This window comes from Pseudoalteromonas sp. S4492, from assembly GCF_005886115.1.
GTDB lineage: Bacteria > Pseudomonadota > Gammaproteobacteria > Enterobacterales > Alteromonadaceae > Pseudoalteromonas > Pseudoalteromonas gelatinilytica.
This window is the reverse complement of sequence record NZ_PNCP01000036.1, coordinates 81,671-96,025: the sequence shown is the minus strand read 5'-3', so window position 1 is coordinate 96,025 and position 14,355 is coordinate 81,671. Positions and strand designations below refer to the sequence as shown.

At 41.2% G+C, this 14,355-nt stretch carries 18 protein-coding genes; 8 read left to right on the top strand and 10 right to left on the bottom strand.

Translation table 11 applies throughout. The features are described 5' to 3' along the window. Window positions 1-4 precede the first annotated feature (4 nt). Together CWC28_RS11085 and CWC28_RS11080 are read left to right on the top strand one after the other, a co-directional pair. On the top strand, window positions 5-346 hold the full coding sequence (locus CWC28_RS11085; RefSeq protein WP_138625154.1) for a hypothetical protein: 342 nt from the start codon (window positions 5-7) through the stop codon (window positions 344-346). After that, a complete protein-coding gene (locus CWC28_RS11080) occupies window positions 336-644 on the top strand; it encodes a hypothetical protein (RefSeq protein ID WP_105174054.1) in 309 nt (102 codons plus the stop codon). Before CWC28_RS11085 ends, CWC28_RS11080 begins: the two co-directional genes overlap by 11 nt. Window positions 645-658: 14 nt before the next feature. On the opposite strand, the gene fghA is transcribed toward CWC28_RS11080, so the two are convergent. Together fghA and CWC28_RS11070 are read right to left on the bottom strand one after the other, a co-directional pair. After that, window positions 659-1,495 (bottom strand): S-formylglutathione hydrolase, encoded by an 837-nt coding sequence (fghA, locus tag CWC28_RS11075; protein ID WP_138625153.1) that lies wholly within the window; start codon window positions 1,493-1,495, stop codon window positions 659-661. A 55-nt stretch (window positions 1,496-1,550) separates the two neighbouring features. After that, window positions 1,551-2,672, bottom strand: coding sequence for an S-(hydroxymethyl)glutathione dehydrogenase/class III alcohol dehydrogenase (locus CWC28_RS11070; protein ID WP_063705626.1), 1,122 nt, complete (start codon window positions 2,670-2,672; stop codon window positions 1,551-1,553). Window positions 2,673-2,782: 110 nt separating this feature from the next. On the opposite strand from CWC28_RS11070, the gene CWC28_RS11065 reads away from it, so the two are divergent. From CWC28_RS11065 to CWC28_RS11040, 6 genes are all read left to right on the top strand, one after another. Next, the gene (locus CWC28_RS11065; RefSeq protein ID WP_082874086.1) at window positions 2,783-3,664 is read left to right on the top strand and encodes a LysR family transcriptional regulator; all 882 of its coding nucleotides are present in this window, start codon (window positions 2,783-2,785) and stop codon (window positions 3,662-3,664) included. A gap of 89 nt (window positions 3,665-3,753) precedes the next feature. Beyond that, entirely contained in the window at window positions 3,754-4,971 is a 1,218-nt protein-coding gene (locus CWC28_RS11060) for a lipoprotein-releasing ABC transporter permease subunit (protein ID WP_138625194.1), read from the top strand. After that, on the top strand, window positions 4,964-5,662 hold the full coding sequence (lolD, locus tag CWC28_RS11055) for a lipoprotein-releasing ABC transporter ATP-binding protein LolD (RefSeq protein ID WP_105180439.1): 699 nt from the start codon (window positions 4,964-4,966) through the stop codon (window positions 5,660-5,662). The genes CWC28_RS11060 and lolD overlap by 8 nt, the downstream gene beginning before the upstream one ends. Next, window positions 5,652-6,896 (top strand): lipoprotein-releasing ABC transporter permease subunit, encoded by a 1,245-nt coding sequence (locus tag CWC28_RS11050; protein ID WP_138625152.1) that lies wholly within the window; start codon window positions 5,652-5,654, stop codon window positions 6,894-6,896. The genes lolD and CWC28_RS11050 overlap by 11 nt, the downstream gene beginning before the upstream one ends. Before the next feature lie 9 nt (window positions 6,897-6,905). Next, on the top strand, window positions 6,906-7,436 hold the full coding sequence (locus tag CWC28_RS11045; protein ID WP_138625151.1) for a DUF924 family protein: 531 nt from the start codon (window positions 6,906-6,908) through the stop codon (window positions 7,434-7,436). A 113-nt stretch (window positions 7,437-7,549) separates the two neighbouring features. Then, complete coding sequence (locus CWC28_RS11040; protein ID WP_063705612.1) at window positions 7,550-7,996, top strand: DUF4826 family protein; 447 nt, start codon at window positions 7,550-7,552, stop codon at window positions 7,994-7,996. A 70-nt stretch (window positions 7,997-8,066) separates the two neighbouring features. Here CWC28_RS11040 and CWC28_RS11035 read toward each other — a convergent pair whose 3' ends face one another. The 8 genes from CWC28_RS11035 to tusE form a co-directional block, all read right to left on the bottom strand. Continuing rightward, window positions 8,067-8,525, bottom strand: coding sequence for a GNAT family N-acetyltransferase (locus CWC28_RS11035; RefSeq protein WP_063705610.1), 459 nt, complete (start codon window positions 8,523-8,525; stop codon window positions 8,067-8,069). 12 nt (window positions 8,526-8,537) lie between these two features. Next, window positions 8,538-9,683 (bottom strand): cupin domain-containing protein, encoded by a 1,146-nt coding sequence (locus CWC28_RS11030; RefSeq protein WP_063705607.1) that lies wholly within the window; start codon window positions 9,681-9,683, stop codon window positions 8,538-8,540. A gap of 73 nt (window positions 9,684-9,756) precedes the next feature. Next, window positions 9,757-11,127 (bottom strand): adenylosuccinate lyase, encoded by a 1,371-nt coding sequence (purB, locus tag CWC28_RS11025; protein ID WP_063705605.1) that lies wholly within the window; start codon window positions 11,125-11,127, stop codon window positions 9,757-9,759. 33 nt (window positions 11,128-11,160) lie between these two features. After that, a complete protein-coding gene (gene hflD / locus CWC28_RS11020) occupies window positions 11,161-11,763 on the bottom strand; it encodes a high frequency lysogenization protein HflD (protein WP_063705602.1) in 603 nt (200 codons plus the stop codon). Then, window positions 11,763-12,863 carry a tRNA 2-thiouridine(34) synthase MnmA gene (mnmA, locus tag CWC28_RS11015; RefSeq protein ID WP_063706178.1) on the bottom strand — a complete coding sequence of 367 codons (1,101 nt, stop codon included), beginning with the start codon at window positions 12,861-12,863 and terminating at the stop codon, window positions 11,763-11,765. Before mnmA ends, hflD begins: the two co-directional genes overlap by 1 nt. 87 nt (window positions 12,864-12,950) lie before the next feature. Next, window positions 12,951-13,385, bottom strand: a complete 435-nt coding sequence (locus tag CWC28_RS11010) for an NUDIX hydrolase (protein ID WP_063705600.1) — start codon at window positions 13,383-13,385, stop codon at window positions 12,951-12,953. Continuing rightward, entirely contained in the window at window positions 13,378-14,025 is a 648-nt protein-coding gene (locus tag CWC28_RS11005; RefSeq protein ID WP_063705597.1) for an rRNA large subunit pseudouridine synthase E, read from the bottom strand. The genes CWC28_RS11010 and CWC28_RS11005 overlap by 8 nt, the downstream gene beginning before the upstream one ends. Continuing rightward, entirely contained in the window at window positions 14,025-14,354 is a 330-nt protein-coding gene (gene tusE / locus CWC28_RS11000; RefSeq protein ID WP_063705594.1) for a sulfurtransferase TusE, read from the bottom strand. Before tusE ends, CWC28_RS11005 begins: the two co-directional genes overlap by 1 nt. Between the last annotated feature and the right edge of the window lies 1 nt (window position 14,355).

Below are 14,355 nucleotides of genomic sequence, written 5' to 3'. Positions count from 1 at the left end.
ACCGATGCTTAAATCTCTGTATCTTATACTTTCTGTTAGTTTGCTCAGTGGCTGTACTGCAATCGGCCTAGTTGCTGATGGTATTGGTGGGCGCGCTAGCCAAGCACAGCCTCCAAGTGCCTATGCAGATAAAAAAGATAACGACCGAGTCAACTATGGTATGACCATGACAATGTTAGGTTATGAAATCGACAAAGCGATTATTGAAGGCTTAGAGAATAGCAGCAAAGATAAGGATGTTGAGCTTAAATGTCGTCAAATTAGTCGCGCAGTAAAAGAATGTGTTGAGGTTAAAGCTGAGCCGAAAAAAAGGCCCACATTAATGGATAGTTTTAATGATGAGTAACAGTCTAAAACTTGTCACTTTCTTATTTAGTTACCAATTAGTTGGATGTACAGTGGCAGGGTCATTAGTCGATGGCTATGCAAAAAACTCACAACCAACAAATCTTGCAACCACAAATGCAAATCAAACTAACAGAACTGTAACCGATGCCGACGGCTTTTCATTTGCAAAGTTAGGCTTTGAAATTGATAGCGCTGTTATTGGTTTACTCAAACCAGAAGAACAACAACCACAGTTAGTTTGTAGGCAAATCACACGCAGTATTAAAGAGTGTGAGGAAGCTAAGTCCTCACACTAAAAATGAGATATTAATCACAGATATTTTTGATGGAACATTAGGTGTTCATCAATAAAGCTGCTGATAAAGAAGTAACTATGATCATAACCCGCGTGCATGTTAATTTCGGCTGGGTAATCTTTCTCGTTTACGACAGCAAATAAGTGCTCAGTTTTGAGTTGCTCAGCTAAGAAATTATCAGCCTCACCTTGATCAATACGCATGGGTAAATAATCTTCAGCGACGGCTTTTTTCATTAATTCACAGCTGTCGTATTCAAGCCAACTTGCTTTATCACTACCAAGGTAATTGCTAAATGCTTTTTCACCCCAAGGGCAATTAATCGGGTTCACAATCGGGCTAAAAGCACTGGCGCTGACGTATTGTTTAGGGTTTTTAAGTGCAATCATCAATGCACCGTGACCACCCATAGAGTGACCCGTAATGGCTTTTTTAGACGTCACAGGGAAGTGTGCTTCGATAAGTGCAGGTAACTCAGAAACAACATAGTCGTACATGTTGTAGTGAACATTGTAAGGCGCTTGAGTCGCATTGACATAAAAGCCAGCACCTTGACCAAAATCGTAATTTTCATCGTCAGGAACATTTTCACCGCGCGGGCTAGTGTCTGGAGCGACAATCGCAATACCCAGTTCAGCCGCTTTTTTAAATGCCCCGGCTTTTTGCATAAAGTTTTCATCAGTACAGGTTAAACCTGACAACCAATACATGACGGGTACTTTATTGGTTTCGCTGGCACCAGGTGGTAAAAATATTGCAAAGCGCATAGCACAATGTGTGCTGCTAGCTTGGTGGGTATATTGTTTATGCCAGCCACCACTGACTTTTGTTGAGCTTATGTTTTCTAGCATAACCACATCCTTGAAACAAAGGCGCTAGGTTGATACCTAGCGCCAAATTAAAAGATTAATAATGAATTACAGAGCGGATACTCTTACCTTCGTGCATTAAGTCGAAAGCTTCATTGATATCTTCAAGTTTCATGGTGTGCGTAATGAAATCATTTAACGCAAACTCACCATTCATATAGCGCTCAACAATCTCTGGTAATTCAGAGCGACCTTTAACGCCACCAAATGCACTACCGCGCCATACACGACCCGTAACTAGTTGGAATGGACGAGTAGAGATCTCTTGACCTGCACCTGCAACACCAATGATTACCGATTCACCCCAACCTTTGTGACAACACTCAAGAGCAGAGCGCATTACATTAACGTTACCGATACATTCAAATGAGAAATCAACACCGCCATCAGTCATCTCAACGATAACTTCTTGAATTGGTTTGTCGAAGTCATTAGGATTGATTAAATCAGTTGCGCCTAATTTAGTAGCAAGATCAAATTTACTGGTGTTGATATCAACACCAATGATACGGCTTGCACCCGCCATTTTCGCCCCGATAATCGCTGATAAACCGATACCACCTAAGCCAAAAATAGCGACTGTATCGCCTTTTTGAACTTTTGCTGTTTTAGTAACAGCACCCATACCGGTTGTTACTCCACAACCAAGTAAACAAATTTCTTCAAGCGGCGCTTCTTTACTTACTTTAGCAAGTGAAATCTCTGGTAATACAGTGTACTCAGAGAACGTAGAGCAACCCATGTAGTGATAAATTGGCTGGCCATCTTTATAGAAACGCGTTGTGCCATCTGGCATTAAACCTTTACCTTGCGTTTCACGTACCGCAGAGCATAAGTTTGTTTTACCCGATTTACACATCTTACACTCGCCACATTCAGCAGTGTAAAGAGGAATAACATGATCGCCTACTTCAACGTGCGTTACGCCTTCACCGATGGCTTCAACGATACCGCCACCTTCATGGCCAAGGATTGCTGGGAAAATACCTTCAGGGTCTTCACCAGATAAAGTAAATGCATCTGTGTGACAAACACCGGTAGCAACAATCTTTACAAGCACTTCGCCTTTTTTAGGCATCATTACATCCACTTCTTCAATTGATAGTGGTTGATTTGGACCCCAAGCGATAGCCGCTTTTGATTTAATAAAATCAGTCATAACGTTCCCTTATAGTTGTTGGAAGTAAGTATTAAACTTAGTCTATTTTATTTGTTTCTCAATGAATGATAATCTCCGTTTTATTAAAACACTTTTACACTATGGTAATAATGAATCGTTGGCACGGAATTGATGAGTTTTTAGCGGTAGCAGAGACGGGCAGTTTTACAAAAGCAAGTAAACTACTGGGTATGTCAGTGGCGCATGTAAGCCGGTATGTGAGTCAATTGGAAGAGCGATTGAACACACAGCTGCTAACCCGAACAACGCGTAAAGTTGTGCTAACACAAGAGGGTCAAGTGTTTGCGCATCAAACAAAACAATTACAGCATGCCATGGATGATGCCACGGCACTGCTTGCAGAGCAGCAACTGACACCTAAAGGCAGTATAAAATTAACGGCACCTGTGATGTACGGTGAAAGCTATATCATGCCAGCAGTGCACTCGTTTATGCAAAAGCACCCAGATATTGAAGTGATCAGTCATTTAAGTAATGAGCAAGTTAATTTACTCGAAGAAGGGTATGACTTAGCAATTCGACTTGGCCACTTAAAAGATTCAACATTAAAAGCACGCCGTATTAGCCAGCGCAGACTCGTTATATGCTGTAGCCCTGAATATATTAATAATTTTGGTCAACCACACAGCGTCAGTGAATTACATCAACATCATTGCCTTATCGGTAATAACAGTTATTGGCGGGTAAAAGAGCAGGGCCAAGATAAGCACATTAAAGTGGCTGGTCGCTTAGCCTGTAATAGTGGTTGGGCATTGGTTGATGCTGCAATAAAAGGGTTAGGCATCGTGCAATTACCGGATTACTATGTAAATGAACACCTAGCCAATGGCCGTTTGACAGCCGTACTTTCGAATGTTGCACCTGAACCTGAAGGAGTATGGGGGGTATACCCGCCAAGGCAATTTATAGCAACCAATGTAAAAGCATTGCTAGACCATTTAGTAGCTAGTGTTCAAGTATCAGATTTATAATTATTTTTTACAATTTCACGCATCCCATGCTGGCTAAATGTATGCTAACATGGGCGCATATTTAGCCCTTGGAATACCCACAACTCATTATGTTTCAACCTGTTAGCCTTTTTATAGGGCTGAGATATAGTCGCTCCTCAAAGGGTAATGCCTTTATCTCATTTATTTCATTTTTCTCTATCGCGGGCATTGCTATTGGCTTAATGGCCTTGTTTACAGTTAGTTCGGTAATGAATGGCTTTGAGAATAACCTTAAAACCAACATGCTCGGTTTAATTCCTCATATTGAAGTATCAGCTGAGGGTAATTCGAAAGAAACCATGTTGCAGTTAAAGCAGCAACTAGAAAATTCTCAAGATATTAAACAAGTTAACCTGTATCGTCATGGTGAAGCCATTTTACAAACTAACCAAGATTTGCATGGTGTGTTGTTACAAGGGCTCTATGATGAAGGAAGCTCCCTTTATAACGTAAAAGATAAAATTGTTGCCGGTAATTGGTCCTTAGTAATGGACAGCAATTACCACATTGCAATTAGCCGCTATTTGAGCCGCAAATTGGGTATTTCGCTTGGGGATAAAGTACGGGTGATCATGCCTAATGCCAGTTCGTACACCCCACTTGGTCGAGTACCGAGTCAGCGCTTGTTTACCGTTGCTGCACTGTATGAAACACAATCAGAAATTGATATGTCATTGGCATTTACCAGTGGCTATTCGTTAGGCCGGGTTTTAAAGCTACCAAAATCAGCTGCGCCAAATTTGAGTGTGTCGCTATATGAACCTTTTGCCGTTGAACAAGTATTGCACTCTCAGTTAGCTATATTAAATGATTACGCTGTTACTGATTGGCGAGCTAGCCAAGGGACACTATTTGCTGCTGTGGCAATGGAAAAGCGCATTATGTCGATGTTACTTGGCTTAATCGTGCTCGTTGCGGTGTTTAATATCGTGTCAGCATTAACCATGATGGTCAGTGAAAAACAAAGTGAAGTCGCTATTTTACAAACACTGGGTTTAACTCCGTTACAAGTACAGCATGTGTTTATGATCCAAGGCTTATACAACGGTCTAATTGGTACCAGCATTGGTGCGTTACTTGGCGTGCTATTAAGTAGCAACATTAATGAATTATTGAATATGTTAGGCATCAATTTATTAGCCGGTGTGAGTTTACCCGTTAAGTTTGATGTGATGAGTTTGAGTTTAATTGCCGCAGGGAGTATCGCAATGAGCTTTTTAGCTACCTTGTATCCTGCCAGAAAAGCTGCAAAAGTGAATCCAGCAGAGGTATTACGTTATGAGTGATTTAGTTATCAATTGTCAGCAGCTTAACAAAGTATATCAAGATGGTGATAACGAAGTTGCTGTTTTAAAAGGGGTTGATTTAGCGCTTCAACAAGGTGAGATGTTAGCCGTTGTTGGTAGCTCAGGCTCCGGTAAAAGTACCTTATTGCACATATTAGGCACCTTGGATAATGCAAGCTCAGGTAAAGTTGAAATTAAAGGTCAGCAAGTTGCTAAATTAAACCGTAAACAACAAGCCAGTTTCCGAAATGAAAATTTGGGCTTCATTTATCAATTTCATCATTTATTAATGGAATTTACTGCCATCGAAAATGTTGCAATGCCATTATTAATTAAAGGCTTAAGCGCAAAAGCGGCAACCGAAAAAGCCCGTAACATGCTAGATAAAGTAGGGCTATCTCATCGTAGCGAACATAAACCATCGGCGTTATCAGGTGGTGAGAGGCAGCGGGTTGCAATAGCACGTGCATTAGTAACCGAACCTGCTTTAGTGCTAGCCGATGAACCTACGGGTAACCTAGATAAACAAAACGCTATTAAGATTTACGATTTAATCAAAGAGCTAAATACCAGCTTAAAAACCAGCTTTGTTGTGGTAACTCATGATTTAGAGCTTGCAGATAAACTAGGCAAAATTGCCTATTTAGACGATGGTAAGCTTGCTATTAAAGAGTCTCAGCATGTTGCTTAGTGCCTTTATTTCAAAACGATTTCGTGCCCATAGTGGCCAAAAAGACGGACAAAACGGGTTTGTTAGCTTCATCGCTAAAGCATCGACAATCGGCATACTTTTGGGAGTCGCCGTGTTAATTGTTGCGCTTTCAGTGATCAATGGCTTTGAGCAGCAATTAGTACATCGACTTTTATCGGTAGTTCCGCAGGTTGAATATGTTGCCCCTAACAAACCAATCAATAACTGGCAGTCAAAAGTTGCTTTATTGCGTTCTCAAGCAGGTGTTACAGGTGCTGCGCCATTTATTAGTGTTAACGGCATGGCACAATATAAAAGCGAGCTAAAAGCGGTTGAAGTGCGTGGTGTTAGCCCCGAATTTGAAAACCAAGTGTCGGCATTAAACCAATTCACAGAAGGGCGTTTAGTTAGTCAGTTACAACAAGAAGATGTACTGTTAGGGCAGCAAATAGTCAACCGATTAGGTCTTAAGATTGGCGACCCAGTTACCTTATTAATTCCCCAGATAAACCAGCAAAGTAACACTTTACTGGCACCAAAGCGGGTGAGCTTGAATCTTGCAGGTATTATAAAAATGGGCGGCCCAATTGATGAAACGGCTGCTTTCATTCGCCTTGATAAAGCGCAAAGTGTGCTGAGTTTCGATGAAAACCAAGTAACCGGATTACGATTACAAGTAGAAGATGTATTTGCGGCTCATCAAACAGCGATGCGTGTGGGGCAAGTTATACCAGATTATGTCTATGTCTCGAGTTGGTTTAGGACGCAGGGTAGCTTATATCAAGATATTCAAATGGTTCGCACCATTGTGTATATCGTGGTGTTTTTAATAATTGCCGTAGCGAGTTTTAATATCGTTTCTTCATTAGTGATGGAAGTACGTGAAAAACAAGCAAATATTGCGATTTTAAAAACCATGGGCGCACAAGATAGCACCATTTTAGCAACCTTCGTAATGCAAGGTTTTACACAAGCTTTAATTGGTGTGATCTTAGGCACTATTATCGGCGTAATGCTTGCGTTAAACATCAGTGAACTATTCATTTGGGCAAGTAACTTATTTGGCGATAACCCGTTGCAAGGTGTTTATTTTATAGAGTTTTTACCCAGTAAATTAGTTTGGCAGGATATCGTTATCACGGTGATTGTTACATTTGTTCTCGCTATTTTGGCAACCTTATATCCTGCGTGGCAAGCCACTAGAGTAGATCCGGCAAAAGTACTGGGTAATTAAGGAGAGTTTATGAATAAGCAAAGGATTATCGATTTTTGGTTTAATGAATTGGGCCCAGAAGCTTGGTATCAACAATCTAATGACATTGATGCATTAATTACACGTGAGTTTTCAGAGTGTCTTTTGCAGGTTATCGCTGGAGAGCATGCTGACTGGCGACTTGATGCCCAAGGCTCTTTAGCTGAAATTATTGTGTTAGATCAATTCTCACGGAATATTTATCGAAACACTGCACAGGCTTTTAGCCAAGATCCACAAGCCCTAAGCTTAGCGCAAAGAGCAATTGAACTTGGCTTTGATAAAAAATTACCTAGCTCTCAAGCGGCGTTTATTTATATGCCGTTTATGCACAGTGAATCGAAAGTCATTCATCAACATGCTGAACAATTGTTTAAAGGCATGAGTAATTATGAATTTGAACTAAAGCATAAAGTGATTATTGATAGGTTTGGTCGTTACCCACACCGAAACGCGATTTTAGGCCGTGAATCAACCCCCGAAGAGCTACAATTTTTAACTGAGCCTAACTCTTCTTTCTGATTTGAATGAATAGTAGGCAAGTAATTTAAAATGCTCTTTGATAGCCCGTAAACACTTGCACGGCGCCATTTTAAACCTTAAAGTGTCATAAATGTTGTAAAAGAGTAACCACCATGGAACAAAAACAAGCAAGACCATTAACACCAGAAGAACAAGCCGAAGCGCAAAAACAAAGTGTTATTTGGCAAAGAGAATGTTTCCAAAATGCACAAAAGCATTTAGCAGAAAAAGGCGTTATTCCGCAAACTGTTGTAGAAAAAGAAAGCCGTTTTATTGCGCCTTTAGTAGCTATTTGGAAATTTAGAGCACAAAACGGTAAAAGCTATTGGGTGATCACCGGTCGTTTACCAACCGATCATGCTGAGGCTGGTGCAGCTAGCAACGCGCGTGAAGTATTACGTTATTTCTCGATGCAATGGCAATTGAAAGCTGATCAGCTGATGCAGTCAGGTGCGGTAGATAAAACCAAAGTTGATTTCGCAAATCTACTCATCAATCGTGCTCATGGCTTATATGAACTTTTTGAAAAAGACGAAATGTGGCAAAACGAGCCAGCATAACTCAATTTGCGTAATTTCTATTAAAAAAGCTGAATAATGTTATTCAGCTTTTTTATTGATGCCAATTCGCTTAATGCACTAAAGTGAACGGCCTTGTATCAAATTGCTTGATAGGGCACAGCATTCGTTGTCTTGGAATACCGGCTTCCATAAATACTAAGCCATCTGCTGAAAAGCCATTACGTTTAAATCGATCAACTTCATTCAAAATACAATTAATACTGACACAGTCGCAGCCTTGTTTTTCTGCCATATTGACTAAGTATGTCAGTAATGATTTGTAAACTGAGCGATTGCGATGCTCAGGTAAAACGGCAATACGGCCAATGAGGCCATCACTACATAAACGCCCGGTTGCAACCGGGCATTTACACTCATCTGTAACGAGTACGTGGTGTGCTGTTTTATCTAGGTGATCAAACTCTATGTGTTTAGGGATATGTAATTCGCATACAAATACCCGTTCTCGGATTTGCTGTAAGAGTTCCTTGTCGATACTCCATTCAACTTCATCTATATGATAGCCCATAAACACACGCTCCTAACAAAACCAAATACCCTCATTTAAAAGTGTAGTAAAGGTTTTCAAGAAAATGTGATTATTTTTTGAACTATTTATGTCAGCTGCGGTCAGCCAAGTTTGATCAGTGAGCTTGGTTATCAATTCAAGCTCATCTAAATCATGCATGTAGTTAACGCCATTAATACTTAAAAGTATCTTATCGTCAATAACTTGGTAGATAGCTCGGGTACCACCTAAACGCTCAAAAACAACCTCGTCATCATTGATTAACTCGATGACATCATCTAATGAATATGGGTCTTCTAGCGGGGCTAAATCCATCTCATGCTTTGGCTGGCTCATACTGTTACCAAGCCAAGTCTTGAATACTTCGTCATCATTAATCGCAGCAATCATAAGCTGCTTTACTTTTTCAGCTTCAGCTTGGCTAAGTTCACCTTTTGAAGTACGCAATTTAAGCTCTGCATCACCATATCGTTGATTGCCAAGCTCAGTATCAATGAGGTGATCGGCAAATTGAGAGAGTAAATCGCGTTGATTTGGCGCTCTAAAACCCACAGAGTAATTAAGCGCGTTTTCAACGGCATAGCCTTCATGCGGACAACCAGGTGGGATATACAAAATATCACCCGGCTCTAACACACAATCGATCACGGCAGGAAATTGCTCAACTTGTAATAGGCTTTTATTTTGTGCGAATTGTTTTAAGTTCGCATCAGGTAAACCAACGCGCCAATGGCGTTTACCTTCACCTTGAATAATAAATACATCGTATTGATCTAAATGCGGTCCCACGCCACCACCCGGCGTAGAATAGCTGATCATCAAGTCATCGATACGCCAGTTTGGAATAAAACGAAATGGCTCCAGTAATTGCGCAGCATCGTTATGCCAATGGTCAACCGCTTGCACGAGCAGTGTTGCGTGCTTTTCAGTTAGCAAACTAAAGTCTTCAAATGGGCCATGGTATGCTTGCCAATCATCTGAGTGATTGGTGACAATGCGTGATTCAATACTTTCTTCCATGGCAAGGCCGGCAAGTTCTTCAGGCTCAATAGGATCAGAAAAATCCTTAAAGCCTTGCTTAATAAGTAATGGTTTCTTTTGCCAGTACTCGGCTAAAAACTGCTCTTGGGTTAATGAGTTTATAGTTAATTGATACATAACATGACCTAAACGAAGTGGTATAAAAAAAGCGAAAGGAAGGCCTTTCGCTTTTTAAAATCTTAGTTTGAATTTAAGCTAAGTTGTCGATGAACTCAACAGCACGACCGATGTAATTAGCCGGTGTTAATTTTTTCATTTCTACTTTTGCTTCTTCAGGTAACTCAAGACCATCGATGAAATCAGCCATGATTTCTTGGTTTACACGTTTACCACGCGTAAGGTCTTTAAGTTTTTCATATGGCTTTTCGATACCATATTTACGCATTACCGTTTGGATAGGCTCTGCTAATAATTCCCAGTTTTGATCTAGTTCTTCGAGTAAACGCGCTTCATTTACTTCAAGCTTGCTAACACCTTTTAATGTCGCTTGGTAAGCGATAAGTGTGTAGCCCATACCAACACCCAGGTTACGTAACACTGTTGAATCAGTTAAGTCACGTTGCCAGCGAGATACAGGTAGCTTTTGCGCAAGGTGTGCAAAAATTGCGTTCGCAATACCTAAGTTACCTTCAGAGTTTTCAAAATCAATCGGGTTTACTTTGTGAGGCATGGTTGAAGAACCAATTTCACCTGCAATTGTTTTTTGCTTGAAGTGGTTAAGCGCAATGTAGCCCCAAACGTCACGGTCAAAATCAAGCAATACAGTGTTGAAACGTGCAATCGCATCGAATAACTCAGCAATGTAATCGTGTGGCTCGATTTGTGTTGTGAACGGGTTAAATGTTAAACCAAGGCTTGTTACGAATTGTTCAGCGTGGCTGTGCCAATCGTAATCAGGGTATGCACTTAGGTGAGCATTGTAGTTACCTACAGCACCGTTGATTTTACCTAACATTTCTACGTTAGCAATTTGGTCACGTTGACGCTTTAAGCGCATGTATACGTTAGCAAATTCTTTACCCATTGTAGAAGGAGTAGCAGGTTGACCGTGGGTACGTGTCATCATCGCAACTGACTTGTACTCAACCGCTTTTTCTTTTAATGCATTTAGAAGTTGGTCACAGTATGGAAGTAATACTTTGTCACGCGCTTCTGTTAGCATTAAACCGTGAGATAGGTTATTAATGTCTTCTGAAGTACATGCAAAGTGAATAAATTCGTTTACTGCGTTAAGCTCTGCGTTGTCTGCTACTTTTTCTTTAAGTAGGTATTCAACGGCTTTTACGTCATGGTTAGTTGTGCGCTCGATTTCTTTAACGCGTGCTGCATCCGCTTCGCTAAAGTTATCAACAATGGCATTAAGTAAAGCATTAGCCTCGTCGCTAAATGCCGGTACTTCTGCGATTGCGCTTGCTGCAGACAAAGCTTGTAACCAACGAACTTCAACAGTTACACGGTATTTGATTAAACCAAATTCGCTGAAAATGCTGCGTAGTTCCGTGGTCTTGCTGCCATAGCGACCATCTACCGGAGAGATAGCGGTTAACGCTGAAAGCTCCATAATGACTCCTAAATTGTCTAGTTTGAACGATAATTAAATTGATTGTTTAGCAATGGCGAGGATTTTTCTTTTTGCAAAGAAAAAGTGACGGCGTTTACCGCCCATTTGTCGCCATAACACGGCACTACGAATTCCGGCCAATAATAGGGCGCGGATTTTGTTTTGCGTGAGCTGCTGTTTTAATAACTCTGGCTTGCCGTACACTTGAATACGATGCCCAAGGGGGCTTAGCACCGATGAGTAAATATCAGCAAGCGCTGCTACAACAGTATCATCTGTTATAGCAAAATGGTCGAGGCGACGTTTAACATCATCAATGCGACGACCTAATTCATTTAAACTGTTTTGTTTTGAGCTTAATGCGCGTTCTAATTGCATTAAACCACCTACATACTTCACGATTTCGACGTCTTTGTCTGCGCCGGCTGAAAGCTGTGCAATCAAAATGCGATAGCCTTCTCGTAAATTATGCTTACCTTGATACACTTCCTCAGGGCTATTTGGTGATGTTTCGACAATACAGTTTAGTAATTTCTCTAATTCGTGATCACTGCCTTGGCCATATTGCGCAACTTTTTGTACTTGTTTAGCAACTTGACACATGGCAGCTAAAGCCATGACTTGGTGCTCTGTCATTACTTGATCACCGAATCAATAATACCGCCACCTAAACAGACTTCGTCAGCGTAAAATACGGCTGATTGGCCCGGTGTAACCGCTTTTTGTGGCTCATCAAATAGTACGCGTGCCATACCATCTTCACCAACGAGTAAAGTACAGCTGATATCTTCTTGGCGATAACGAGTTTTAACAGTACAGCGTGTGGTCCCCTTAGGGCCTTCACGGTCAACCCAGTGAAGCTGGTTTGCATTTAAGCCATTACTGTATAGGCGAGGGTGGTCTTTACCTTGACCAACGACTAACACGTTACGTTCAACGTCTTTATCTACAACGTACCAAGGTTCACCTGAGCCTTCTTTCATGCCGCCAATTAACAGGCCTTTACGTTGACCAAGCGTGTGGTACATCAAGCCTTCGTGCTCGCCCACTTCATTGCCATCGGTATCTTCAATTTTACCTGGCTGTGCTGGTAAGAATTTTTGTAAGAAATCTTTAAATTTACGCTCACCGATAAAACAAATACCGGTACTGTCTTTCTTATCATGCGTAATTAAGTCTTGCTCTTCAGCGATGCGGCGAACTTCAGGTTTAGCAATATCACCAACAGGGAAAAGTGTTTGCGCAATATGCTCATGGCTTAGCGTGTATAAGAAATAGCTTTGATCTTTGTTGTCATCAAGGCCACGACACATTACAAATTTATCACCGCGTTGTTCGCGGCGTACATAGTGACCTGTAGCAATATAATCAGCACCCAGTGCCTGTGCTGCAAACTCTAAGAATGCTTTGAATTTGATTTCTTTATTACACATGATGTCTGGGTTTGGTGTGCGGCCTGCTTTGTACTCTGCTAAAAAGTACTCAAACACGTTGTCCCAGTATTCGGCTGCAAAATTTACAGTGTGAAGCTCAATACCTAGCTTGTCGCACACTGCTTGTGCATCTTGTAGGTCTTCAGCTGCAGCGCAATATTCATCATTATCATCTTCTTCCCAGTTTTTCATGAACAGGCCTTCAACTTGATAGCCTTGCTGCTTTAATAAATACGCTGATACTGAAGAATCAACACCGCCGGACATGCCCACGATGACTTTAATGTGACTATTTTCGCTCATAATATTCGCTGTCATTTTTTAACTGCTATGGAAAGGCCGATATTATAGCATGCTTTTAGACGCCCAAACCAGCCAAAATCACAGGGGTTATTGGTAAATCAAACTAAGTGGGTAGGCTTTACCAGCTAAATGATCTTCAATGCATTTTAAAACCAAAGGGCTTCTCAATGGCATGCTTTTAATTTGTTCAAGACTAAACCAATCTGCACTTAAAATGTCATTATCTTGGGGTGATGTTTCAACGGGCTCTGGGCAATTAAAAGCAAAGCTAAAACGCATATAGTGGACACCATTCGCGGCATGCAAATTATAAATGCCTACAAGGTGACTGGCATGAAGGCTAATACCCGTTTCTTCAATAAGTTCGCGATGAGCTGCTTCAGCTAAGGTTTCATTGGCTTCCAAATGGCCGGCAGGCTGGTTATAGCAAATCTCACCTGTGTGTTTATCGCGCTCTTTAACAAGTAAAAATTTGTCTTGGCTCGTGACAATAGCAGCCACTGTGACATTGGGTTTATGCATCAGGGTTGTTCACTACTTTAAATTGACCATTCTCTAAGCCATCAAGGGTATAGTTACCAATACTGTAACGAATCAATCGTAAAGTAGGGAAGCCAACATGTGCTGTCATGCGGCGAACTTGGCGATTACGCCCTTCGGTGATAGAGATTTCTAACCAGCTAGTTGGAATGTTTTTACGCTCGCGAACGGGTGGGGTACGAGGCCAAACGGATGGTTCGTCAATACGTTTAACCTTGGCAGGCTTGGTCATGCCATCTTTCAGCGCTACGCCTTTGTTAAGCGAAAAGATAGCCTCATCACTGACATTACCTTCTACTTGCACCCAATAAGTTTTAGCTGTTTTCTTATTGGGCTCAGTAAGGGTGTGTTGCAACTTTCCACAGTTAGTAAGTAACAAAAGCCCTTCGCTGTCTCTGTCTAGGCGTCCTGCTGCATACACGTCTTTAATAGTGATATAGTCTGCTAACGTCTTGCGGTTTTGATCATCAGTGAATTGGCAAAGCACATCAAATGGTTTGTTAAATAGCACCACTTTGCGCTGCTCAGGGCTAATTGCTTTTTTAACTTCACGTTTTTGTGTTGGTCTTGAATAAGTGCGACCGCTACTGCGACGTGGTTTGCTATTGGTTTTATTAACCATTAAATGCACCTAGCAGGTTTAGGTAAACCAGCAATTTTAGTCGCTTGCTTAGCGGGGCCTTTAGGAAACAGTTTGTATAAATACATACTATTACCTTTTTCTTCACCTAGCTTTTGGGCCATGGCTTTGACCAGCATGCGAATAGCAGGGCTGGTGTTGTACTCTACGTAAAAATCACGCACGAAATGGACAACTTCCCAGTGCTGTTCACTTAAGGTAATGTTCTCTTGTTCAGCAATAATAGGTGCGAGCTCTTCACTCCAATCATTTGAATCAAGTAAATAGCCTTGTTTATCTGTTTCAATCTGTTTGTTATTAAATTCAAGCATG